Consider the following 22,201-nt stretch of genomic DNA (forward strand, 5'->3'; position numbering starts at 1 on the left):
GTGGGCCCCTGACGCACGGACCGCCGACGGCCTCGCGGCCGGCCGTCGCCCGGTTGCCCGGACCCGCGTCGGGTACCCGGTGCGCATGAAGTGGCAGCAGGTGCAGGACGGTCCGTCCGCGGTGTACGTGGTGGTGCTGGAGGCCGGCGAGGACGCGGTCGCCGAACTCGGCGCCTTCGCCCGCGACCGGTCGCTCGGAGCGTCCCAGGTGACCGCGGTGGGCGCCTTCTCCGAGGCGGTCGTCGGCTGGTTCGACCGGCGGGCGAAGGACTACCGGCGCATCCCGGTGGAGGAGCAGTGCGAGGTGCTGTCGCTGATCGGCGACGTCGCCGTGGCCGACCAGGGGCCCACCCCGCACCTGCACGCCGTACTGGGCCTCTCCGACGGCTCCACCCGCGGAGGGCACCTGCTGTCCGGCCGGGTCTGGCCGACGCTGGAGGTCGTCGTGCGGGACAGCCCGGCCGAACTGGCCAAGACCCACCACCCCGACATCGGCCTGGCCCTGATCGACCCGGGCCGTGCGGAACCCCGTAGCGACGCCCAGGAGGCGCGATCATGACACGGCGCATCCGAGACGTGATGTCACCGGCCGCGGTGGCCGTCGAGCCCATGACGACGGTGGCGCGGGCCGCCCGGCTGATGAGGGAGGAGAACGTCGGCGACGTCCTGGTGACCTACGACTGCGACCTGTTCGGCATGCTCACCGACCGCGACATCGTGATCCGCGGCGTCGCCGACGGCCGGGACCCCGACGAGACCACCGTCGGCGCGGTGTGCACGCCGCCGCCCGTCGTCACCCTCGACCCGGACGACACCACCGACCACGCCGCCGAACTGATGCGGCACCACGCCGTGCGCCGGCTCCCCGTGGTCGAGCACGGCGGCGTCCCGGTCGGCGTGGTCACCCTCGGCGACCTCGCCACCGCCGACGACCCGCACTCCGCGCTGGCGGACATCAGCCGGGCCGCACCCGACCACTGACGTACCCGGGCGCCGGCAGCGCGACGGCACGGCGCCGGGCAGGGACGGAGGAAGCGACATGGCCCCCCTGGCACGAACCCCCCGGGCAGGTACGGGGGAGGACCGCCGCGCCACCGCCCGCACCGCGCGGCTGCGCAGCCGGATCCCGGAACCCGACGAGGAACCCGACCTGCTCGGCCAGTACCTGAGCCAGATCGGTGCCACACCCCTGCTGACCGCCGAGGACGAGGTACGGCTGGCCGTACGCATCGAGGCCGGCGTCCGGGCCAGGGAGGAACTGGAGTCGGCCGACACCGGTGAACCCGCCCCCACGCCCGGAACGCGCCGCGCGCTGGAGGAGACCGTCCACGACGGGCAGGCGGCCAAGGACCACATGGTGCGGGCCAACCTGCGGCTCGTCGTGTCGATGGCCAAGCGCCACGCCCACCGCGGGCTGCCCCTCCTCGACGTCATCCAGGAGGGCAACCTCGGACTGATCCGGGCCGTGGAGAAGTTCGACCACACCAAGGGCTTCAAGTTCTCCACGTACGCCACCTGGTGGATCCGCCAGGCCATCGAACGGGGCCTGGCGACGCACGCGCGCACGGTGCGGCTGCCGGTCCACGTCGTGGAGCAGCTCCAGAAGCTCGCCAAGGTCGAACGCAAGCTCCGCGGCGGCCTCGACCGGGAGCCCACCATCGAGGAGGTCGCCGCCGAGAGCGGCATCGACGTCGACAAGGTCGTCTGGCTGCGCCGGGTCGGACGGGACGCGGTCAGCCTGGACACCCCGGTGGACGAGACCGGCGAGACCGTCGTCGGCGACCTCATCCCGGACACCGAGGTCCTGCGGGCCCCGGAGGTCGCCGAGTTCCAGGCGCTCGCGGCCGAGCTGCGGGAGGCCGTCGGCACCCTCGCGCCCCGCGAGGCCCTGATCCTCAGCCTCCGCTACGGGCTGCACGACGGCCGCCCCCGCACCCTGCACCAGGTGGCCCAGCACGTGGGTCTCACCCGGGAACGCGTCCGCCAGCTGGAGAAGGCCTCGCTGGCCCATCTGCGCGCCCCCGAGACCCGGGACCGCCTGCTGGAGTGGGCGAGCTGACCACACCGGTGCGCGGGCCGGACGCGCGGCCGGGTTGCCCGGGCCGCATCCCGGAAACAACCTGACGGAGAACCCGTACGCGCTTCCCGTCCCCGCCCGCCCGAGGAGCACCGGTGAACGTCTCCCTCAGCGTCTGGCTGCTGACCGTCGCGGGCCTGTGCGTCCTCGTCGCCGCCGACTTCTTCATCGGCCGCAAGCCGCACGACGTGTCGATCCGGGAGGCCGGGATCTGGACCGCCGTCTGGGTGATCCTGGCCTGTCTGTTCGGTGTGGGGCTGATTCTGGTCGGCGGTGGCGGTCCGGGCGGCGAGTTCTTCGCGGGCTACATCACGGAGAAGTCGCTCAGCGTCGACAACCTCTTCGTCTTCGTCCTGATCATGGCCAAGTTCGCGGTGCCGTCGCAGTACCAGCAGCGCGTGCTGATGGTCGGCGTCATCGTGGCCCTGGTGCTGCGCGCCGCCTTCATCGCGGCCGGCGCGGCGATCATCTCCGCCTTCTCGTGGGTGTTCTACATCTTCGGCGCCTTCCTCATCTGGACCGCCTGGAAGCTGATCCAGGACGCCCGCAAGGGGGGCCACGACGAGGAGTACGAGGAGAACAAGCTGCTGAAGTCGATCGAGCGCCGCTTCGGTGTCGCCGACCGCTACCACGGCACCAAGCTGTGGGTGGAGGAGAACGGGCGGCGGGTCATGACGCCGATGCTGGTCGTGATGCTCGCCATCGGCTTCACCGACATCCTGTTCGCCCTGGACTCCATCCCCGCCATCTACGGTCTGACGCAGGACCCGTACATCGTGTTCACGGCCAACGCGTTCGCCCTGATGGGCCTGCGCCAGTTGTACTTCCTCATCGGCGGCCTGCTGAAGAAGCTGGTCCACCTCTCGTACGGCCTGTCGGTCATCCTCGGCTTCATCGGCGTCAAACTGGTGCTGCACGCCCTGCACGAGTCCGGCGTGCACGTCCCCGAGATCAGCATCCCGTTCTCGCTCGGCTTCATCGTGCTCGTCCTCGCCGTCACCACGGCGACGAGCCTGTGGGCGGCGCGGCGGCAGGAGCAGCCCTGATCCGCAGGGCGGGGCGGCGGGTCAGCGGCCCGCCCGTGACGGCCGGCCGCGCGAGACGACGCGGCTGCCGCCGCCGTCGACGACGCGGGCCTGGAGCGAACCGCAGGCGCACCGGGTCCACAGGGTGCCGCCCGCCCCGGTGGGGTGCGCGGACAGCACCTGGAAGGGCTCGGCACCGTCGGGCCACCCGCAGTGCGGGCAGACGACACCGGTAGTGCAGGGCATGGCGACTCCTCGTGCCTCGGTGGTGCGCCGGTGGGGCCGGCGGAGCTGACGCGGCGTCGACCGCCGCGACACAGCCAGAGTGCGGCTCTGCATCCGTTCACGTCCAGGTTGACTTTACGGACACCACCGTGAAGCGTGCACTTCATGATTGATCTGCGCAGGCTGCACGTCCTCCGGGCCGTCTCCCACTACGGCACCGTCACCGCGGCCGCCCGCGCCCTGCACTTCACCCCCTCCGCCGCCTCCCAGCAGATCCGGCAGCTCGCCCGGGACCTGGACGTGGACCTGCTGGAACCGCAGGGGCGCGGAGTACGGCTCACCCCGGCCGCGGAGAGCCTGCTCGCGCACGCCGACGCCATCGAGGCCCGCTGGGACGAGGCCGAACTGGATCTGCGGGCGGGGGAGGGCGCCCCCGCCGGGCCGCTGCGGGTCACGGGGTTCCCGGTCGCCGTCTCCGTGCTGCTGGCGCCCATGGCCGCGCGGCTGCGCGAGCGGCACCCCCGGCTGTCGGTCCGGATCCGGGAGGTCGAGGTGGCGGAGAGCTTCGACCTGCTCTTCGAGGGGGAGAGCGACCTGGCGGTGGTGGAGGCGACGCCGTCCAACCCGACGCGGTCGGACGCGCGCTTCGACCAGCGTCCGCTCCTGGACGACCCGTTCGACCTGGTCGTCCCCGCGGGCCACCCGCTCGCCGGACGGGACGGGGCGGACCTCGCCGACGTGGCGCACGAGGCGTGGATCGCGCCGGTGCCGCAGAGCCCCTGCCGGCCGCACGTGATGTCGGCGTGCGGGGCCGCCGGGTTCACCCCCGACGTGGTGCACCACGCGCTGGACTGGAACGTCACCGCCCACCTGGTCGCCCACGGGCTCGGCGTGGCGCTGGTACCCCGGCTCGCCCAGCTGACCCCCGAGCTGCCGATCGTCCGGGTGCCCTGCGCGGACCGCCCGCACCGCAAGCTGCTGACCTGCACACGGAGCGGTGGTCACCGGCGGCCGGCGGTCGCGCAGGCGCTGGCGGAACTGCGCACGCTGGCCGCCGCGGCGGTGGCCTGACACACGCCGGTCACGCTTGCCGGGCACACACGCGTACGGGACCGGAGCTCGGGCGAGCCCCGGTCCCGTACGCGTCCTGGGTGCCGCTCAGGCGGCGATGGTCTCGTCGGCGTGGCCGTGCAGCCGCGCGACGACCTCCGTCAGCTGGGCGGCCACCTCGGCGTCGTCCGCCGGGTGGGTCTCGGCGAAACGGGTCACCGAACCGGGGATGGACAGCTTGAGGTCCTCGATCACCTTGCCGCCGGCGATGCCCACCGCCTTGCGGGCCTCGTCCTGCGCCCACACGCCGCCGTACTGGCCGAAGGCGGTGCCGACCACGGCGACCGGCTTGCCCGCGAAGGCGCCGGCGCCGTACGGGCGGGACAGCCAGTCGATGGCGTTCTTCAGGACGGCCGGGATGGTGCCGTTGTACTCGGGGGAGAAGAGCAGGAAGGCGTCGGAGGCCTGGGCGGCCTCGCGCAGCTTCGCGGCGGCGGCCGGGACGCTGCCCTCGACGTCGATGTCCTCGTTGTAGAAGGGGATGTCGGCGAGCCCTTCGAACAGGTGCACCTCGGCGCCCTCCGGCGCGAACTTGACGGCCGCCTCGGCGAGCTGGCGGTTGTGCGAACCGGCGCGAAGGCTGCCGACGAGCGCAAGGATGCGGACAGACATGAGTACTCCCACTGAAACGATTGCCGCGATAGATCCGGACCGGGGTCCGTTTAACTTCTAACATCTCAAACGGACCGCGGTCCAGTTTTCTTCCCATGCTTTACGCTGGGTTCATGTCCGCCGCCCCGCCGCCCTTCCCGAAGTCCGAAGAGACCGTCGGCCAGACCGAGTTGGAGTTGCTGCAACTCGGCCCGGGACCGGCCGAGGACGAGCCCTGCCTGCGCGCCGACGCCGCCCGCAACCGAGCCCGGCTGCTGGAGGCCGCCGCGCGGCTGGTCGCCGAGCACGGCGCGGCCGGCGTCACCATGGAGGCGGTGGCCGCGGCGGCCTCGGTGGGCAAGGGGACGGTCTTCCGCCGCTTCGGCGACCGCACCGGGCTGCTCGCGGCCCTCCTCGACCACTCCGAGCGCAAGTTCCAGGCCGCCCTGCTCAGCGGACCGCCGCCGCTCGGCCCCGGCGCCCCGCCCGTCGAGCGGCTGCGCGCCTTCGGCTGCGCGATGCTGCGCCGCTCGATCGACGAACTGGACCTGCAACTGGCCGCGGAGCCCAGCGCGGAGCGCCGCCACACCTTCGCGCCGCGCCGCTTCCTACGCGGTCACCTGGCCCTGCTGCTGCGACAGGCGGTCCCGGACGGAGACAGTGAACTGCTCTCCCACACGCTGCTGGCCTACCTCGACGTCGCCCTGATCCACCACCTCACCGAACAGTGCGGGATGCCCTCGGAGCGGCTGCGCGAGGGCTGGCTGGACCTGGTCGCACGGGTCACCCGCACCGAGCCCCCGGTCGCCTGAGCCCCGACCGGAGCCCCGTATCCGGCTTCTGCCAAGATGCCGTACGTCATGGTGCAGATACCGAAACCGTCCGCCGCCGAGTCCCTCGCACCGCGCTCCGTGCCCACGAGCGCCGATGTGGCCCGGCTGGCCGGCGTCTCGCGCGCGACCGTCTCCTACGTCCTGAACAACACCGGCGCCGTCCGGATCAGCGAACCCACCCGCCGCCGGGTGCACGAGGCGGCCAGGGAGCTGGGATACGTCCCGCACGCCGCGGCCCGCTCCCTGCGCGCCGGACACAGCCGGATGGTCCTGATGCCCGCGCCGTCCTTCCCCGCGGGCCCGCTCTACAGCCGGTTCCTCAGCGAACTCCAGTGGGCCCTGGCCCGCCTCGACTACACGGTCGTGCAGTACGGCAGCGTCGGGCTGCACGGCTACGAGGCCGCCCGTGCCTGGGCGGAGCTGCGCCCGGTCGCCGTCCTCGTGCCCGGCGCCGACCTGGACCCGCAGGGGGTGGAGGTCCTCAAGCGCTCCGGCGCCCGCGCGGTCGTCACCCTCGGCCCCGAGGCCGTCGAGGGAGCGCACGCCCTGCTCACGGACCAGGAGAGCGTCGGTCACGGCGCGGTCCGCCACCTCTACGACCGGGGCCGGCGCGCCATCGGCGTGGTCGTGCCCGCGGAACACGGCCTCGACGTCTTCTCGGCGCCCCGCCTCGACGGCGCCCGCCGTGCCGTGCGCGGCACCGACGCCACCGTCACCGAACTGCCCCTCGCCTACGAGGAGCGGGACGCCGCCCGGCTGGCCGCCCGCTGGGGCTCCCTCGGTCTGGACGCGGTGTTCGCGTACAACGACGAGTACGCGATGCTGCTGATGCGGGCCCTCCAGGACGCCGGCCTCGCCGTACCCGGCGACGCGGCCGTGATCGGGGCCGACGACCTGATGCTGGGCCGCCTGCTCCGGCCCCGGCTCAGCACCGTCCACCTGGAGCTGCCCTCCGGCCGCGACCTGGCCGCACTGGTCGACCGCGCGGTCCACGACCCCGGCGCCGCGCCCGAGCGTCACAAGGTGCTGGGCGCGGCGGTGGTCCACCGCGAGTCGAGCTGAGCCCGTCCTACTGGCCGCTCTCGCCCTCGGCCTGCGCCTGTTGCTCGGCGACCGCCTTGCGCACCTCGTCCATGTCCAGCTTCCGGGCCTGGCCGATCACGTCCGTCAGGGCGTCCTCGGGCAGCGCGCCCGGCTGCGCGAACACGGCCACCTGGTCCCGGACGATCATCAGCGTCGGGATCGACTGGATACCGAAGGCCTGAGCCAGCTCCGGCTGCGCCTCGGTGTCCACCTTCCCGAACACCAGGTCGGGATTGGCCTCCGCGGCCTTCTCGTAGACGGGCGCGAACTGCTTGCACGGACCGCACCACGACGCCCAGAAGTCGATCAGAACGAACTCGTTGTCCGTGACCGTCTGGTCGAAGTTCTCCTTGGTGAGTTCCACGGTGCTGGTCATGAGGTGATCCCTCTTCCTGAATCGGGGTCTAACCGCCGGCACAACACTGCCGACCTGGTGGGTATTCCGCGCACGTACCCATGTGGCCACGTCGCACACCACCCACCAGACTGACCCCATGACGCAATCGGATTCCATCGCGTACGACGTCGTCGTGATCGGCGCGGGCCCCGTGGGGGAGAACGTCGCCGACCGCACCCGGGCGGCCGGTCTGTCCACCGCGATCGTGGAGAGCGAACTGGTCGGCGGCGAATGCTCCTACTGGGCGTGCATGCCCAGCAAGGCCCTGCTCCGCCCGGTCCTCGCCCGCGCGGACGCCCGCCGCCTGCCCGGCCTCGCCGACTCGGCGCAGGGCCCCCTCGACACCCCGGCGGTCCTCGCCCGCCGCGACGGATTCACATCCCACTGGAAGGACGACGGCCAGGTCCAGTGGGTGGAGGGCATCGGCGCCGACCTCTACCGCGGGCTCGGGCGGCTCGCCGGGCCGCGCACGGTGGAGGTGACCGCGCCCGACGGCACCCGCCGGGTGCTGACCGCCCGGCACGCCGTCGCCGTCTGCACCGGCAGCGGCGCCGCCCTGCCCGACCTGCCCGGGCTCGCCGACGTGCGCCCCTGGACGAGCCGCGAGGCCACCAGCGCCGAGAGCGCTCCCGGCCGGCTCATCGTGGTCGGCGGCGGAGTCGTCGCCGTCGAGATGGCCACCGCCTGGCAGGCCCTCGGCTCCCGGGTGACGCTCCTGGTGCGCGGCGACGGCGGGCTGCTCGCCCGGATGGAGCCCTTCGCCGGAGAACTGGTCGCCGAGGCGCTCACCGAGGCCGGCGTGGACCTCCGCACCGGCACCTCCGTCCGGTCCGTCACCCGCGAGGACGGCACCGTCGTCGCCGTCACCGACACCGGCGACCGCATCGAGGCCGACGAGATCCTCTTCGCCACCGGCCGGGTGCCCCGCACCGGCGACATCGGCCTGGAGACGGTCGGCCTGGAACCGGGCTCCTGGCTGTCCGTCGACGACAGCCTCCGGGTGGACGGCCACGACTGGCTGTACGCCGTCGGCGACGTCAACCACCGCGCCCTCCTCACCCACCAGGGCAAGTACCAGGCGCGCGTCGCGGGCGCCGCCATCGCCGCCCGCGCCTCCGGGGTGCCGATCCTGGAGTCCGACCCGTGGGGCGCGCACGCCGCGACCGCCGACCACGCCGCCGTACCCCAGGTGGTGTTCACCGACCCCGAGGCGGCCTCCGTCGGCCTGAGCCTCGCCGAGGCGGAGCAGGCCGGGCACCGGGTCCGCGCCGTCGACATCGACCTGGGCACCGTGGCCGGCGCGAGCCTCTACGGCGAGGACTACAAGGGCCGCGCCCGCATGGTCGTCGACCTGGAGGACGAGATCATCCGCGGCGTCACCTTCGTCGGCCCCGGCGTCGGCGAGATGATCCACTCCGCGACCGTCGCCGTCGTCGGCCAGGTGCCCCTCAGCCGCCTGTGGCACGCCGTCCCGTCGTACCCGACGATCAGCGAGGTGTGGCTGCGGCTCCTGGAGGCGTACCGCGACAACTGACGGCGCCCGCCGGGTCCGCGGCCGGTCAGGCCGCCGGACCCGGCAGCTCGAACCCCAGCGCCGCCGCGGCCCGCTCCGGCGTCGGCTGCGCCCACAGCTCGGCCACCGCCCGGCTCGACGACAGCGACCGCGACTCGGCCCGGTCCAGGTACAGCACGCCGTCCAGATGATCCGTCTCGTGCTGCACGATCCGGGCCGGCCACCCCGAGAACACCTCGTCCACCGCGAGCCCGTGCTCGTCCACCGCCCGCAGCCGCACCCGCGCCGGGCGTGCCACCACCGCCTGCCAGCCCGGCACGCTCAGACAGCCCTCGAAGAACGCGGCCCGCCCGCCGCCGACGGGCTCGTACGAGGGATTGACCAGCACCCGGAACGGCTGCGGCACCCGCCCCCGCGCCACCCGCACCTCCTCCGGCACCGGCGCCGGGTCCTCGATCACCGCGATCCGCAGCCCCACCCCCACCTGCGGCGCGGCCAGTCCGACGCCCGGCGCCTCGTGCATGGTCAGCCGCAGCGCCTCGACGAACCGCGTCAGCAACGCGGGCGGCAGCTGCCCGTCGAACGGCTCGGCCGCGCGGCGCAGCACTGGATCCCCGGCCTCGACGATCGGCAACGGACCGCCGGGAGCCAGCAGTTCCTCGACCCGCTCGGCAAGAGGGGAGCGTTTACGCGGAGTTCCCATCGCGCCAGCATGCCACGGCCGCCACCCCCGCCGAGGCTGCCCTTGTGACGTACGCCACTTCACAGGCCGGGAACCCGACGCGCGTCCGAACCGACCACTGGGACCGTCCCCTCCCCACGACGTCCCCGGAGCGCCCACCGATGACCACCACCTCCCCGGCCTCGACGGACGAGTCCCCGGACACGGCCGCGCCGCCGCCGCCCACCCGCGGCAGATGGTCCACCCTGCGCCCCCTCATCCTGCGCCTGCACTTCTACGCCGGTCTCTTCGTGGCCCCCTTCCTGCTGGTCGCGGCGACCACCGGCCTGCTCTACGCCGCCTCGTTCCAGGCCGAGAAGCTGGTCTACGCCCACGAACTGACCGTCGACGACGTGGGCGAGCGCAAGCTGCCGATATCCGAGCAGGTCGCCGCCGCCCGGCAGGCCCACCCCGAGGGCGGTGTGTCGGCCGTACGCCCCTCGCCCGAGGACGACGCCACCACCAGGGTGATGCTGTCCGGCGTCGAAGGCGTCGACCCCGGCCGCACGCTCGCGGTCTTCGTCGACCCGTACACGGCGAAGGTGCGCGGCGCCCTCGAACAGTACGGTTCCAGCGGGGCGTTGCCCCTGCGCACCTGGATCGACGAGTTCCACCGCGACCTGCACCTGGGGGAGACCGGGCGGCTGTACAGCGAGTTCGCCGCCAGCTGGCTGTGGGTGATCGCGAGCGCCGGGCTGGTGCTGTGGTTCTCCCGCCGCCGGGCCCGGCGCAAGCTGCGCGGGACCACCGGCCGGCGCCGCACCCTGGGTCTGCACGGCACGGTCGGCGTCTGGGCCGCGGCCGGGTTCATCCTCCTCTCGGCGACCGGCCTCACCTGGTCGACGTACGCCGGCGCGAACATCGAGGACCTGCGCGTCTCGCTCGGCCAGACCACGCCGTCCGTGTCGGCGTCGGCCACCGGGGGCGGCGAGCACTCGGGCCACGGCGCGGCGGCCGGCGCCGGCGGGGACGCGGCGCACGGCGTCGGCCTCGACAAGGTCCTCGCCGCAGCCCGTGCGAGGGGCCTCGGCGACCCCGTCGAGATCGTGCCGCCCGCCGACGCGTCCTCCGCCTACGTCGTCAAGCAGGTGCAGCGCAGCTGGCCCGAGAAGCAGGACTCGGTCGCCGTGGACCCGGCGACGGGCGAGGTGACGGACGTACTCCGCTTCGCCGACTACCCGGTGCTCGCCAAGCTCAGCCGCTGGGGCATCGACCTGCACACCGGCAGCCTGTTCGGGCTGCCCAACCAGATCGGCCTGATGCTCCTCGCCGCGTCCCTGATCCTGCTGATCGTCTGGGGCTACCTCATGTGGTGGCGGCGCGGCCGGGGCTCAGCCTTCGGCCGTCCCATCCCGCGCGGCGCGTGGCAGCAGGTACCGCCGCTGCTCCTGGTCCCGCTGCTGGCGGCGGTCGCCGTGCTCGGCTACTTCGTCCCGCTGCTGGGCATTCCCCTGGCCGCCTTCGTCGCGCTCGACGTCGTACTCGGCGAGATCGCCCACCGGAGGGGACGCCGGACACGGACGGAAGGCGTGGCGGCGGGCCGCTGACCGGGCGGCGGGGCGCCGATGCCACGCACCGCCGCTCCGCCGCACCCGCCGCTCCGCCGTATTCGCTCCTCCACCGCATCCGCGCCCCGGCCGCCGCTCAGCGCCCGGCGAAGTCACCCGCCAGGGCGGCGGCGATCCGCAGCTGGGCGTCGGCCTCCTCCTGCCGCCCCTGCCGTTCGAGGGTCCGGCCCAGCATCAGCCGCGCGTACTGCTCGACGGGATCGCGCTCGACGAGAATCCGGAGCTCGGACTCCGCCCGCCGCAGCTGCGCCGAGTGGTAGAAGGCGCGCGCCAGCAGCAGGCGCGGTCCGGTCTGCTCGGGCACCTCCCCGACCAGCCCGTCCAGGACGCGCGCGGCGGCCGCGTAGTCCTTGGCGTCGAAGAACATCCGCGCGCGCTCCCAGCGCTCGGCCGGCGTTCCGTGGTCGTAGTACGTCATGTCCACTCGTGACCTCCTTCGACAGCCTGCAACCACGACAGGTGGTTGAACATTCCACCACCTCGGCGCGGGCCGGTTGCCGCCCCACGAAGGTGACGCCCCGGCGACCGTCTGACGCGTGGGGCCGTCCGGGGCTAGGTTGGGCGTCATGAGCAATCTTGATCGCGAGGCGGTACCCAGCCTGTGCGGCGGCCGCGGCTTCGTCGTGACGGAACCCGTGCGCGAACTCCTCAGCCCTCGGAACGTCAAGCTCGGCGAGTCCACCGAGGTCCGCCGACTGCTGCCCAACCTCGGCCGGCGCATGGTCGGAGCCTGGTGCTTCGTCGACCACTACGGTCCCGACGACATCGCCGACGAGCCCGGCATGCAGGTGCCTCCGCACCCGCACATGGGCCTCCAGACGGTCAGCTGGCTGCACGAGGGCGAGGTCCTGCACCGCGACTCCACCGGCAGCCTCCAGACCATCCACCCGCGACAGCTGGGCCTGATGACGTCCGGCCGCGCGATCAGCCACTCCGAGGAGAGCCCCCGCCCGCACGCCCGCCGCCTGCACGGCGCGCAGCTGTGGGTCGCCCTCCCGGACGCTCACCGCCACACCGACCCGCACTTCGAGTACCACGCCGAACTGCCCCTGGTCACCGCCCCCGGCCTGTCGGCCACCCTGCTCCTGGGCACCCTCGACGGCACCACGTCCCCGGGGACGACGTACACCCCACTCGTCGGCGCCGACCTGACCCTCACCGGCGGCACGGACGTACGCCTCCCGCTGGAACGGGACTTCGAGTACGCGGTCCTGTCCATGTCCGGCGAGGCCCATGTCGACGGCGTGCCCCTGGTACCGGGCTCGATGCTCTACCTCGGCTGCGGCCGCGACGAACTCCCCCTGCGCGCCGACTCGGACGCGGGCCTGATGCTGCTGGGCGGCGAGCCGTTCGAGGAAGAGCTGATCATGTTCTGGAACTGGATCGGGCGGACCCAGGAGGAGATCGTAGAGGCACGTCGTGACTGGATGGAAGGGTCAAGATTCGGCGAGGTGAAGGGCTATGACGGTGCCCCGCTGCCCGCTCCTGCGCTGCCTCCGGTGCCGCTGAAGCCGCGCGGAAGGATTCGCTGACCTGCGGGAATGGCTGACGGTCCGGACGGACGGCGGGGCGGCCGTCCGGCGTCGTCCCTCGCAGGCTCCGCAGGGGCGTTGGGCGGCTAGGTGTGCTGTATGAGGCCCGATGCGCCGTGCCGTGCCCGTCGAAGGTGTGTCCATCTGTGGGTGGTTGTGGCAGGACACTTGCTAACCCTTTGCCAACTCTACTGATGTGTCATCAGATGGCGGCGGAGTTCGTGGCTCATCTCTGCCGTGGTGGGGATGTCAATGCAGGCTGGGTGACCGTCGGATGGATTCCGAACCAGCGGGTGACCGTCGCGGAGCCCCCCAGCCTGCATCGGTACATCAGGAGCCGCTCCGGGAACTGCCCCGACGCCGGCCGGCACCGTCGCCTCCGGTCCGGCGTCCTGACGCTGTCGTCGGCCGGTCAGGGGTGGTCAGACCAGGACGCGTATGCCGGCCGGCAGGCCGAACTGGTCGCGGGACCAGCCTTCGTAGATGCTGTCGGCGACGTTGCACAGGTGGTTCATCGCCGCGTGGACGTCGCGCCAGTGGCGCTGGAGGGGCTGGTCGAGGCGGAGGGATCCGCCACCGGCGCGGCGGAAGAGTGCGTCGACGGCGTCGGTGGCGCGGCGGGAGGCGCGGACCTGGTTGCGGCGGGCCTCGGCCCGGGCCTCCAGACTGATGGTCCGGCCCGCGAGGACGTCCTCGTACATCCGGTCCATGGTGGCCAGCAGGTGGGTGCGGCTGGCGTCCAGGTCGGCGGCGGCTTCGCCCAGGCCGGTGAGCTGGTGCGGGTCCTCGGCGGCACGACTGCCGACGATGGTGATGCGCTGGCGGGTGTAGGCCAGGAAGGCGGCGAGTGCGCCCTCGGCGATGCCGAGGGTGGCGGCGCTGATCGCGCTGGAGAACATGACGCCGAACGGCATCGCGTACAGCGGGTTCCCGGGCCGGTTGCGCTCGGCGAGGATGCCTTCGCCGACCTCATGGGCGTCCAGGGTGCGGTGGTCCGGGACGAAGGCGTTTTCGACGACGATGTCCTTGCTGCCGGTGCCGGCGAGGCCGACGACTTTCCAGCTGTCCTGCAGGATGTCGTAGTCCGCGCGGGGCAGGACGAAGTGCCGCATGTCCGGGGGCGGGGTGATGTTGCCGGCGTCGTCCGTGACGATGCCGCCCAGGACGGCCCAGTCGCAGTGGTCGCTGCCGGAGCCGAAGGGCCAGCGTCCGGAGAAGAGGAAGCCGCCGTCCACCTTCCGGGCCCGGCCGTTGGGCGCGTACGGCGAGGAGATCCAGGTGTCCGCCTTCTCGCCGTGCTCTCCCCAGAGCTCCCGTTGCAGCCTCGGGTCGGAGAAGGCCAGCTCCCAGGGGTGGATGCCGACCACGCCGCCCACCCAGCCGGCGGCAGGATTGCGGGCGGCCAGTGCCATCACCGTCCGGTAGAACTCACCGGGTGTCGCCTCGTAGCCGCCGAACTCGCGCGGTTGCAGCATCCGTACGACACCGGTGGAGCGCATCAGCGCGGCGGTCTTATCCGTCAGCCGGCCGGCGTCGTCGTCCTGGACGGCCTGCTGCTCGAACTGCGCGGCGAGTTCCTCGACGCGTTCGTTCACCTCGTGCATGGAGTGAAGTCCTTGTTCCTGGAGTTGTCGGTGGTGATCAGTGGTGGGCGATGAACTCGGCCACCAGCCGGTTGAATTCGGCGGCGTGCTCCAGTTGGGCCCAGTGACCGCAGCGGTTGAAGAGCACCAGGCGGGAGTCGCGGATCGTGGAGACCAGGCGCAGGGAGTTCTCGAAGTGCACCACCCGGTCGTCGCGGCCGTGGACGATCAGGCTGGGCGCGGTGATCCGGGAGATCTCCGCGTCGGTGGCCGAGCTGCCGACCTGCCTGGTCCGCTGAAGGTGTTCCAGGAAGTTCTTCAGGTGGTCGGGCCGTGACCGGGCGGCCGTAGTCCGGGCGCGGGCGAGTGCTTCGCGGTCCGGGCCGGTGCGGAAGGTCATGACGTCGACCAGTTCGGCCATGGTGGCCTCGGACGGGTCGGCGTAACCGCGGATGAGGATCTTGAGTCCCTCACTGGGACCGTCACCGGGGCCGAACAGGCCGGGGCCGCCCCTGCCGGCCGGAGCGCCCATGGTGACGACGTGCGAGACACGGTCGGGGTGCAGGGCGGCCAGGCGCAGTGCGGTCATGCCGCCCATGGAGTTGCCGACGAAGGCGGCCTTCTCGATGCCGAGGGCGTCCAGGAGCTGAACCGCCGCGGCGGCGTGGTCGCGTTCCCCACCGGAAACGGTGTCCGACTTGCCCCAGCCGGGCATGTCGACGGCGATCACCCGGTACTGCTCGGCGAGGGTCGGGATATTGGGGGAGAAGTTGCTCCAGCCGGTGGCGCCGGGTCCGCTGCCGTGAAGGAGGACGACGGGATGGCCCTCGCCCGCTTCGTTGTAGTGCAGGGTCCAGTCCTCGGTGGTGACGGTCCGGCTGGTGCTCTCTTCGGTGAGGGCGGCGGTGGCTGTCACAGCCAGGCTCCTTCCAGGGGTGTGGGGGCGAGGGCGGCGGCCGCGGTGGTGGCGGTTCCGTACCGGCCGCGGTGGAAGACGAGGGGACGCTGGGCGTGCTCGCCGTCGTGCAAGGAGAGGGCGGTGACGCGCCCGACGGCGAGCTGGTGGTCGCCGACCGGATGGTCGTCCACGAGCTCGCAGTCGGCCCAGGCGATCGCGTCGGTCAGTACGGGGGAGCCGGTCGGTCCGGGCACCCAGTCGACGGCACCGAAGCGGTCGACGCCGCGGGTGGCGAAGACCCGGCAGATGTCCTGGTGGTCCTCGCCGAGGATGTTGGCGCAGAAGGCGCCGGCGGTGCGGATTCGCGACCAGGTCGAGGAGTTGTGGTCGGGGAAGAAGCCCACCAGCGGCGGACTCAGGGAGATGGACGTGAAGGTGCCGACGGCCATGCCGACCGGACCGTCTCCCGTCATGGCCGTGACGACCGCGACTCCGGTGGGGTAGTGCCCGAGCACACTGCGGAAGGCTGCCGGGTCGTGGTGATCGACGAGTGTCACCGCGGGTCCTTTCCAGGTGGTTCCTGTGTCGCGTGCGGCACGGGGCTCACGCCTGCTCGATCCGGGTGATGAGGGCGGGCGGCAGTGCCTTGGACGCCTCGGGCTGGTGGTGCCCCCAGATGCTGAACCGGTCGAAGGTCCTCGACTCCCAGGTGAGGTCGTCCACCGCGATACCGCCCCAGCCGTACTCGATCTGGAAGGCGGCCGGCGTGTGGAGGTAGAAGGAGGTCATCAGGTCGTTCACGTGGCGGCCCAGGCTCAGGGCGAGCGGCACGTCGTTGCGCTCGCACAGGTCGAGCGCGGTGCCGACGTCGTCGATGGAGTCGACCTCCAGCATCAGGTGCTGCAAGCCGGTCACCCCGGGCACTTCGCCGATGGCGAGCGTGTGGTGGCGCCCGTTGACGTGGTAGAAGCGGATCTGCAGCGTGCCGTCGATGACGATCCGGTCGGACAGCTTGAAGCCGAGCACCCCGCTGAAGAAGGCGTCGGCCTGGGCCAGGTCCGGCACCAGCAGCACGATGTGCCCCATGCCCTGCTCCCCGGTCTTGAAGCCGCTGAGGGGACGGCCGGGCCGGAAGGTGGCGGGACGGTGGTCGCGGCCCCAGGACAGCTCGTGCCGCAGACCGAACGGGTCGGTGAACCACAGCAGGTTCTCCACCGCACGCTCGCCGGCCAGCTCCGGTGTGCCGTCCGTGACCTCCACGCCGTGATCGGCCAGCCGCTTCGCCATTGCCCGGGCCGTCCGCTCGTCGGGAACGTTCCATCCGATGTACGCGACATCGTCCTTCTCGCCCGGGTGCAGGGCGAGACGCCAGGCGGCGTCGTCCATGCGCAGCAGGACGGTGCCGTCCTCGCGCCGGGGGGCGAGTTCCAGGCCCAGGATGTCGGGTCCGAGGGTGGCCCACTGCTCGTAGGAGGGGGTGGTGATGCCCAGGTAGGCGAGGGACTGGATCACGGTGACCTGCCGATCGGGAAGCTTGATGACGAACGCTTAATCTAGATTGTGCATTCTAGGAAGTGCTCGAAACGGTAGCTCCGCAGGCGTGTGGTAGCAAGGGGGCATGGCAAAGAGGGCCGGCGTGCAGCACCGGCAGAGCGAAGAGACCCGGCGTCGCATCCTGGAGGCGACCCTCGAACTGGCGGCGGAGCGCGGCTACGAAGGCACCACGATCGCGCTGGTCACCAAGCGGTCCGGGCTGCCGTCGGGCTCCGTCTACTGGCACTTCGACAACAAGGACAGCCTCTTCGCGGCGCTCATCGAGCAGAGCTTCGAGGAATGGGCCCGGCAGACCGGCTGGGCCGGCGATTCGGGACCCTCCTCGCACCGGCGGCTCATCGACTTCATGCGTGACCGTCTGACCGCCGACGATTTCAGTCATGGGTTCTGGCGGCTGGGGCTGCTGCTGGCACTGGAGCGGCGCATGGCCGACTCGGCGGCACGGCAGCGTTTCCTGGAGATTCGATGCCGCATGCTGGACGTGCTGGTCCGCTGGTGGACGAACGTGCTCCCCGGCGAGGTGACCGCCCGGGACGAGGGCCTGGCCCGCCGCCTCGCGCAGTTCGCGCTGGCCGCCTCCGACGGAGTCTTCATCGCTGCGGCGGCAGGCGACGACTGGGACTTCCAGGGGCTGTCGGACATGCTGGCGGACGCTCTGAACCACCAGGTCGCGCGGGCCGTCCGTGAGACTCGGGAGGTCGCCGGAGCGCAGACGACGCCGTGACGACCGCTGCTGTTGTGACGGCGGGGCGATGGCGGGCCGGCGCCGGATGCGGTGTGGGAGGAATCCGGAGGCATGCTCGGAGACCCCGCTCCATGGGGCAAGATGTGCCTAATGTCCGCTTTCCTTATGATGGCCGGGGGGCGAGGCCAGGGATGGGCTGATGCCGATGAGCGGACCCGTGCATGCCGAGGGGGCCGGCGCGGGAGAGGAAGACCCGCGGCCGGAGCCCTATGCCGCCACTGCCTGGCTGGACCGAGTGGGCACCGTCCAGCTGTGGAGTTCAGAGGCGGAAGCCCTCCTCGGATACCCGGCGAAGGAAGTCTGCGGCACACCGGCGGTGGAACTGCTGACCGGGCGTGGGGACCGCGAAGCGGCGCTTGCCGGGCGTGACCGGCCTGAGGCCGGCCAGAGCTGGGACGGCGTTCTCGCCTTGCGTCACCGTGACGGGCACGAGGTGAGGGTCGCGCTGCGCGTACGTCCGCTCATGGACCGGGAGGGCCGAGCGGGATGGTCGGTCTCCGCAGGGGACGCTCGGCGGATCGAGCGGGAGGACATCGACCGGGCGATGATGCGAGCCCTGTTCGAGCAGTATCCCGCCCCCATCGCCATCATGGACGGCGAGTTGCGGTACCGGCTGCTGAACGGAGCGGCGGAGCAGGTCCTCACCCGCCCCGGAAACCAGCTCATCGGCCGGCCCGTCGGCGAGGACACCTCCCACGTCGAATCCGGAACGGTCGACCGGGTTCTGCGGCAGGTGCGGGAAACCGGTGAGCCCGTCCTCAGCCTTCCGGTGCGCGGGAGCCCTCCGTCCGGTCCGGACCGCGACCGGATGTGGTCGCTGTCCACGTTCCGGCTGACCGACCCGACCGACCGTCTCCTCGGCATGTGCCAGACGTACGCCGACATCACGGACGGGTACCGGGCCGAGCGGCGCCTGGAACTGCTGACCAAGGCCGGAGCGGGCATCGGTGCCACGCTGGACGTGGCACGCACCGCGCAGGAGCTGGCGGACGTCCTCGTGCCGGCCCTCGGTGACGTGGCCTGGGTGGCCCTGTCCGAGGCCGTGCTGGAGGGGGACGAGCCTTCGAAGATGTCCGGACCGGGGCGGTGGAATCTGCGCCGGATCGGCGTGGCCCCGCCGGGGGAGGGCTGGCCGACCGGCCTCCCGGCCGCGGGCGCGGTTCCGCCCGCGCTGCCGAACCACCCGCTTCTCCAGAGAATCGGGCAGGGTGAGACCGTCCTTCTGCCCGACCTGGACAGCGTGATCGCCGCAGCCGAGGAGCACTCCGAGCTGGCACATCTGTTCGTCCCCGAGCACGGCCACTCGGTGATCGCCGCTCCGTTGTTCGCCCGTGGCCTCGTCCTCGGTACCGTCGTCGTCTGGCGCACCCGCCGCCCCGTCCCCTTCGGCCAGGAGGACGCCGACCTGCTGACGGAGATAGCGTCCCGGGCCGCACTCGGCGTGGACAACGCCCGCCGTTACACGCGCGAGCACCGGGCGGCCGTCGCCCTGCAGCAGCGCCTGCTCCCCGCGGCCACCACCAACACCCCCGCGGCGGAGACCGTGGGGTGCTACGTGCCCGCGGGAGGCGGAGCGGAGATCGGCGGCGACTGGTACGACGTCATCGCCCTCCCGTCCTTCCGCGTCGCCCTCGTCGCGGGTGACGTCACGGGACATGGGCTGCCCGCCACCGCCACCATGGGCCGGCTGCGCACGGCCGTCGACACACTGGCCGACCTGGAACTGGACCCGGACGAACTCCTCACCCACCTCGACGACCTGGTCCAGCAGCTCCAGGACGAGGCGCCCCACCAGGGGGACACCGTCGGCGCCAGCTGCCTGTACGCCGTCTACGACCCCGTCACCTGCCAGTGCACCCTGGCCAGTGCCGGTCACCCACCGCCCGTCGTGGTCCGGCCCGACGGCACCGTCGAAGCCGTCGAGATGTCGCCCGGACCGTTGCTCGGTGTGGGCGGGATGCCGTTCGAGACGACCACGTTCGACCTCGAACCCGGCAGCACCATCGCGGTGTACACCAAGGGCGTCATCTACCGCGACGACCACGATCCCGACGCCGGTCTGCGGCGGCTGACCGACCGTCTCGCGCGGTTCGCCGGCCCCGGCCGTGGTCTGGACGGTGTGGGACACGAGCTTCTCCGGAGCCTCGGCGATGCTCCGGTCCGTGACGACATGGCACTGCTCCTGGCGCGCACGCGTGCCATCGCTCCGGCGAACGTCGCGACCTGGGAATTCCCCGCAGACCCGTCCGCCGTCGCCGCCGCCCGCCAGGCGGCGGCGAGGCAGCTGGCCGCGTGGGGACTGGACGAGGTGTCCTTCACCACCGAGCTGGTCGTCAGCGAACTCGTCACCAACGCCGTCCGGTACGCGGGCGGTCCCATCGGGCTGCGCCTCATCCGGGAGAACGTGCTCGTCTGCGAGGTCAACGACCCCAGCAACACCCAGCCACGGCTGCGCCGGGCCCGTTGGTCCGACGAAGGGGGCCGAGGTCTGTTCCTCATCGCCCAGCTCACCACCCGCTGGGGCAGCCGCTACGCCCGGAACGGGAAGACCATCTGGACCGAACAGCCCCTCACTGCTGATCTCGGCGTGCTCGACTTGCTGCCGTGAACGCGGCCGGAGTTCGCCAGCCCCTCAGTCGCTTCCGGGCGAGCGCTGAACTCAGTCGGACACCGGTGGTGTCTTCGGTGCGCGGAACAGGCAGCCGACCGCGGCGGCGAGAACGATGATGCGACGGCGACGAGCGAGGCCGACAGGCCGTCCATGAAGGCGGACTTGACGCCGTCTGCCAGGGCCGCGCCCCGGGAACCGAGCCGATCGGCGACATGCAGCCCCGCCGCGGTGGTGTCGTTCATCGCGGAGGCGACTCCCTGCTGGCCGCGGCCGAGTGAGCCGGTGATGGCGGAGGTGCCCACGGCTCCGGACCGGCCGATGCCAAAGCCCGCCAGGACGAGTCCGCCGAGGAACGGCAGGCGAGCAGGGCGTGTTCACGCCGCAGGCCGAGCCAGGCGTACGCGGTGAAGGCCAGCACCGTGATTACGAGGGCGGCGATCACGACGGGCTCCGTCCAGCCCTGCTCCTTGCCTTCGATGATGGCGAAGGCAAGGGTGCCGATCCCGACTGCGGTGCAGACGGCCCTGGACACGTCGGGTGGGGACGGGTGCTCGTCCTTGGTGTTGGGCGACAGGAGGAGGGCGGCCACGACGGCGACCGCGGCGCTGGTGATGAAGATCGACCGCCATGAGAACCACATCAGCAGGGCCCCCGTGGCGAGCATGCCGATGATGGCTCCGGCGGCGGCGACGGTGCCCGCGATGAGGACGTTGCGGCGCCCGATGCGGTCGCCGATGGCACCGAGGGGCAGGATGAGAGCGGCCAGGGCGACGGTGTAGCCGCGACGACGAGAACCAGGGACAGGCACATGGCGAAGAGCATGCCGTTGTGGCCGGCCCGGCCGGTCGCGACGGCGTCTTCCCGGTCTTCGGGCTGGTTGTCGGGCGTGCGGTGGGGGCTGGCGGACGTGAGGTACCTGTCTCAGTCGGTGCCGGGCTGGAAGAGTTTGAAGACCAGGCGTGCGCCGGTGCGCTGCGCCGCGTGGCGTAGGCGCACCGGGGCCGGCAGGGCCGGGGTCGGCGTCGGGGGAGTGGCGGCCAGACGGGGGAAGAGCGCTTCGGCGTTGGTGCGGTTGACGGCCTTGAGTGTGCCCGCATCGACGTTGCTGTCGAGACCGCCCGCGAAGTACTGCCCCGCGGGAGTGGGCGCGAAGGGCCAGTCACTGCCGAAGAGCACGTGTCCGGGGCGGGCGAAGGCGATCAGGGTGGGCAGGGCGGCAGGGCTGGAGGACAGGGCGGTGTCGAAGTAGAAGGAGCGGAAGTCGTCCAGTACGTCGAGCGGGCTGCGCGCGGTGTCGTTGGCGATGGTGAGAGCCATGCGGTGCGAGGAGTAGGGCACGAAGCCGCCGGCGTGGCTCAGGATGAACCGGACGTTCGGGTAGCGGCGCGGAATGCCGTTGCGGACCAGCAGGTAGGCGGCGCGGGTGGTGTCCAGAAGGAAGTCGGCGGCGAAGGCGGGAATGCCGTCGACCGGGGCAGCGGGCAGCTCGGCCGGGTGGACGAAGACCACTGCGCTGCGGTCGTTCAGCGTCTGCCACAGCGCGTCCTGGCCGTCCACGCCCAGGTAGGTACCCCGGTTGTTGGCGAGCAGGGTGACGCCGTCGGCGCGCAGGTCGTCCAGTGCGCGCGCGGCCTCCGTGGCCGAGGCGTCGGCGTCGGGCATGGGCAGGGTGGCGAAGAAGCCGAAGCGGCCGGGGTGGTCGGAGACCAGGGTCGCGGAGTGGTCGTTGAGGCGCCGGGCCAGGTCGGCGGCCTCGGCGGGTTCGGTGAGGAAGCCGGTGCCGGGCGTGGAGACGGAGACGATCGACGTGGTGATGCCGAGCAGGTCCATCAGTCGCAGGGCGGACTCGGGGCTCCAGTCGGGCAAGGCGCGGCCGCCGGCGTCGGCGATGCCGGCCTTGGCGAGCTCGTCGCGGTAGAAGTCGGGCACCACATGCTGGTGGACGTCGATGCGCTGTGCCGAAGGGGACATGAAGCGGCCTTTCGTGCGGTCTGGGGGGAACGGCGGGAAGCTGTGTCCTTCCGGTCGTCGGCCGTGCACTGCCGCCCCGTCCGACGCTCTGGGTATCGGTGTCCGGGGTGGCGAAGAAGCCCGGTTCGGCGGTGGCGCAGGGCCGTTGGGCGACGGGAAGAAGC

The 22,201-nt window shown here is 72.2% G+C and carries 23 protein-coding genes; 12 read left to right on the plus strand and 11 right to left on the minus strand.

What is annotated here, in order from left to right; genetic code table 11:
• Nucleotides 1-85: 85 nt before the first annotated feature.
• The 4 genes from ACFC1X_RS13480 to ACFC1X_RS13495 all read left to right on the plus strand — a co-directional run bounded on the left by ACFC1X_RS13480 (nt 86) and on the right by ACFC1X_RS13495 (nt 3,123).
• Complete coding sequence (locus ACFC1X_RS13480) at nt 86-559, plus strand: PPC domain-containing DNA-binding protein (protein WP_376352404.1); 474 nt, start codon at nt 86-88, stop codon at nt 557-559.
• Nucleotides 556-981 (plus strand): CBS domain-containing protein, encoded by a 426-nt coding sequence (locus tag ACFC1X_RS13485; protein WP_376352406.1) that lies wholly within the window; start codon nt 556-558, stop codon nt 979-981. The genes ACFC1X_RS13480 and ACFC1X_RS13485 overlap by 4 nt, the downstream gene beginning before the upstream one ends.
• 58 nt (nt 982-1,039) lie before the next feature.
• A complete protein-coding gene (locus ACFC1X_RS13490; RefSeq protein WP_376352408.1) occupies nt 1,040-2,059 on the plus strand; it encodes an RNA polymerase sigma factor RpoD/SigA in 1,020 nt (339 codons plus the stop codon).
• Between the two features lie 113 nt (nt 2,060-2,172).
• On the plus strand, nt 2,173-3,123 hold the full coding sequence (locus tag ACFC1X_RS13495; RefSeq protein WP_376352411.1) for a TerC family protein: 951 nt from the start codon (nt 2,173-2,175) through the stop codon (nt 3,121-3,123).
• 21 nt (nt 3,124-3,144) lie between these two features.
• Here ACFC1X_RS13495 and ACFC1X_RS13500 read toward each other — a convergent pair whose 3' ends face one another.
• Nucleotides 3,145-3,348, minus strand: a complete 204-nt coding sequence (locus ACFC1X_RS13500) for a hypothetical protein (protein ID WP_376352414.1) — start codon at nt 3,346-3,348, stop codon at nt 3,145-3,147.
• A gap of 144 nt (nt 3,349-3,492) precedes the next feature.
• Here ACFC1X_RS13500 and ACFC1X_RS13505 point away from each other — a divergent pair, with 144 nt between their 5' ends.
• Nucleotides 3,493-4,398, plus strand: a complete 906-nt coding sequence (locus ACFC1X_RS13505; protein WP_376352417.1) for a LysR family transcriptional regulator — start codon at nt 3,493-3,495, stop codon at nt 4,396-4,398.
• A gap of 87 nt (nt 4,399-4,485) precedes the next feature.
• Here ACFC1X_RS13505 and ACFC1X_RS13510 read toward each other — a convergent pair whose 3' ends face one another.
• Nucleotides 4,486-5,049, minus strand: coding sequence for an NAD(P)H-dependent oxidoreductase (locus ACFC1X_RS13510; RefSeq protein ID WP_376352420.1), 564 nt, complete (start codon nt 5,047-5,049; stop codon nt 4,486-4,488).
• A gap of 113 nt (nt 5,050-5,162) precedes the next feature.
• Here ACFC1X_RS13510 and ACFC1X_RS13515 point away from each other — a divergent pair, with 113 nt between their 5' ends.
• Nucleotides 5,163-5,840 carry a TetR/AcrR family transcriptional regulator gene (locus ACFC1X_RS13515; RefSeq protein ID WP_376352422.1) on the plus strand — a complete coding sequence of 226 codons (678 nt, stop codon included), beginning with the start codon at nt 5,163-5,165 and terminating at the stop codon, nt 5,838-5,840.
• A gap of 48 nt (nt 5,841-5,888) precedes the next feature.
• Complete coding sequence (locus ACFC1X_RS13520; protein ID WP_376352425.1) at nt 5,889-6,923, plus strand: LacI family DNA-binding transcriptional regulator; 1,035 nt, start codon at nt 5,889-5,891, stop codon at nt 6,921-6,923.
• A gap of 7 nt (nt 6,924-6,930) precedes the next feature.
• Here ACFC1X_RS13520 and trxA read toward each other — a convergent pair whose 3' ends face one another.
• Entirely contained in the window at nt 6,931-7,320 is a 390-nt protein-coding gene (gene trxA, locus ACFC1X_RS13525) for a thioredoxin (protein WP_376352427.1), read from the minus strand.
• 118 nt (nt 7,321-7,438) lie between these two features.
• Here trxA and ACFC1X_RS13530 point away from each other — a divergent pair, with 118 nt between their 5' ends.
• A complete protein-coding gene (locus tag ACFC1X_RS13530) occupies nt 7,439-8,875 on the plus strand; it encodes a dihydrolipoyl dehydrogenase family protein (RefSeq protein WP_376352430.1) in 1,437 nt (478 codons plus the stop codon).
• Between the two features lie 25 nt (nt 8,876-8,900).
• Here the strand turns inward: ACFC1X_RS13530 and ACFC1X_RS13535 are convergent, their stop codons facing one another.
• The gene (locus ACFC1X_RS13535) at nt 8,901-9,557 is read right to left on the minus strand and encodes a peptide deformylase (RefSeq protein ID WP_376352433.1); all 657 of its coding nucleotides are present in this window, start codon (nt 9,555-9,557) and stop codon (nt 8,901-8,903) included.
• Nucleotides 9,558-9,697: 140 nt separating this feature from the next.
• Here ACFC1X_RS13535 and ACFC1X_RS13540 point away from each other — a divergent pair, with 140 nt between their 5' ends.
• Nucleotides 9,698-11,122, plus strand: coding sequence for a PepSY-associated TM helix domain-containing protein (locus tag ACFC1X_RS13540; RefSeq protein ID WP_376352436.1), 1,425 nt, complete (start codon nt 9,698-9,700; stop codon nt 11,120-11,122).
• Nucleotides 11,123-11,219: 97 nt separating this feature from the next.
• On the opposite strand, the gene ACFC1X_RS13545 is transcribed toward ACFC1X_RS13540, so the two are convergent.
• Nucleotides 11,220-11,567 carry a tetratricopeptide repeat protein gene (locus ACFC1X_RS13545; RefSeq protein WP_376352439.1) on the minus strand — a complete coding sequence of 116 codons (348 nt, stop codon included), beginning with the start codon at nt 11,565-11,567 and terminating at the stop codon, nt 11,220-11,222.
• 142 nt (nt 11,568-11,709) lie between these two features.
• Between ACFC1X_RS13545 and ACFC1X_RS13550 the strand changes: the two genes are divergently transcribed.
• A complete protein-coding gene (locus tag ACFC1X_RS13550; protein WP_376352442.1) occupies nt 11,710-12,675 on the plus strand; it encodes a pirin family protein in 966 nt (321 codons plus the stop codon).
• 422 nt (nt 12,676-13,097) lie between these two features.
• On the opposite strand, the gene ACFC1X_RS13555 is transcribed toward ACFC1X_RS13550, so the two are convergent.
• Genes ACFC1X_RS13555 through ACFC1X_RS13570 form a run of 4 tightly spaced genes read right to left on the minus strand, consistent with a single transcriptional unit; the run spans nt 13,098 to nt 16,668 of the window.
• On the minus strand, nt 13,098-14,279 hold the full coding sequence (locus tag ACFC1X_RS13555) for an acyl-CoA dehydrogenase family protein (RefSeq protein ID WP_376352445.1): 1,182 nt from the start codon (nt 14,277-14,279) through the stop codon (nt 13,098-13,100).
• A 37-nt stretch (nt 14,280-14,316) separates the two neighbouring features.
• The gene (locus ACFC1X_RS13560) at nt 14,317-15,174 is read right to left on the minus strand and encodes an alpha/beta fold hydrolase (RefSeq protein WP_376352447.1); all 858 of its coding nucleotides are present in this window, start codon (nt 15,172-15,174) and stop codon (nt 14,317-14,319) included.
• Complete coding sequence (locus tag ACFC1X_RS13565) at nt 15,171-15,713, minus strand: flavin reductase family protein (protein ID WP_376352449.1); 543 nt, start codon at nt 15,711-15,713, stop codon at nt 15,171-15,173. Before ACFC1X_RS13565 ends, ACFC1X_RS13560 begins: the two co-directional genes overlap by 4 nt.
• A gap of 46 nt (nt 15,714-15,759) precedes the next feature.
• Nucleotides 15,760-16,668: a VOC family protein gene (locus ACFC1X_RS13570; RefSeq protein WP_376352452.1), complete on the minus strand. Its 909-nt coding sequence runs from the start codon at nt 16,666-16,668 to the stop codon at nt 15,760-15,762.
• Between the two features lie 106 nt (nt 16,669-16,774).
• Here ACFC1X_RS13570 and ACFC1X_RS13575 point away from each other — a divergent pair, with 106 nt between their 5' ends.
• Both ACFC1X_RS13575 and ACFC1X_RS13580 read left to right on the plus strand, forming a co-directional pair.
• Nucleotides 16,775-17,434, plus strand: a complete 660-nt coding sequence (locus ACFC1X_RS13575) for a TetR/AcrR family transcriptional regulator (protein WP_376352454.1) — start codon at nt 16,775-16,777, stop codon at nt 17,432-17,434.
• 166 nt (nt 17,435-17,600) lie between these two features.
• Nucleotides 17,601-20,063: a SpoIIE family protein phosphatase gene (locus ACFC1X_RS13580; RefSeq protein WP_376352457.1), complete on the plus strand. Its 2,463-nt coding sequence runs from the start codon at nt 17,601-17,603 to the stop codon at nt 20,061-20,063.
• A 241-nt stretch (nt 20,064-20,304) separates the two neighbouring features.
• Here the strand turns inward: ACFC1X_RS13580 and ACFC1X_RS13585 are convergent, their stop codons facing one another.
• Together ACFC1X_RS13585 and ACFC1X_RS13590 are read right to left on the minus strand one after the other, a co-directional pair.
• Nucleotides 20,305-20,874: an MFS transporter gene (locus ACFC1X_RS13585; protein WP_376352460.1), complete on the minus strand. Its 570-nt coding sequence runs from the start codon at nt 20,872-20,874 to the stop codon at nt 20,305-20,307.
• Between the two features lie 113 nt (nt 20,875-20,987).
• Nucleotides 20,988-22,037 (minus strand): amidohydrolase family protein, encoded by a 1,050-nt coding sequence (locus ACFC1X_RS13590; RefSeq protein WP_376352463.1) that lies wholly within the window; start codon nt 22,035-22,037, stop codon nt 20,988-20,990.
• Nucleotides 22,038-22,201 lie beyond the last annotated feature (164 nt).

Origin of the sequence: Streptomyces sp. NPDC056128 (assembly GCF_042263835.1) — a bacterium.
Taxonomy (GTDB): Bacteria; Actinomycetota; Actinomycetes; order Streptomycetales; family Streptomycetaceae; genus Streptomyces.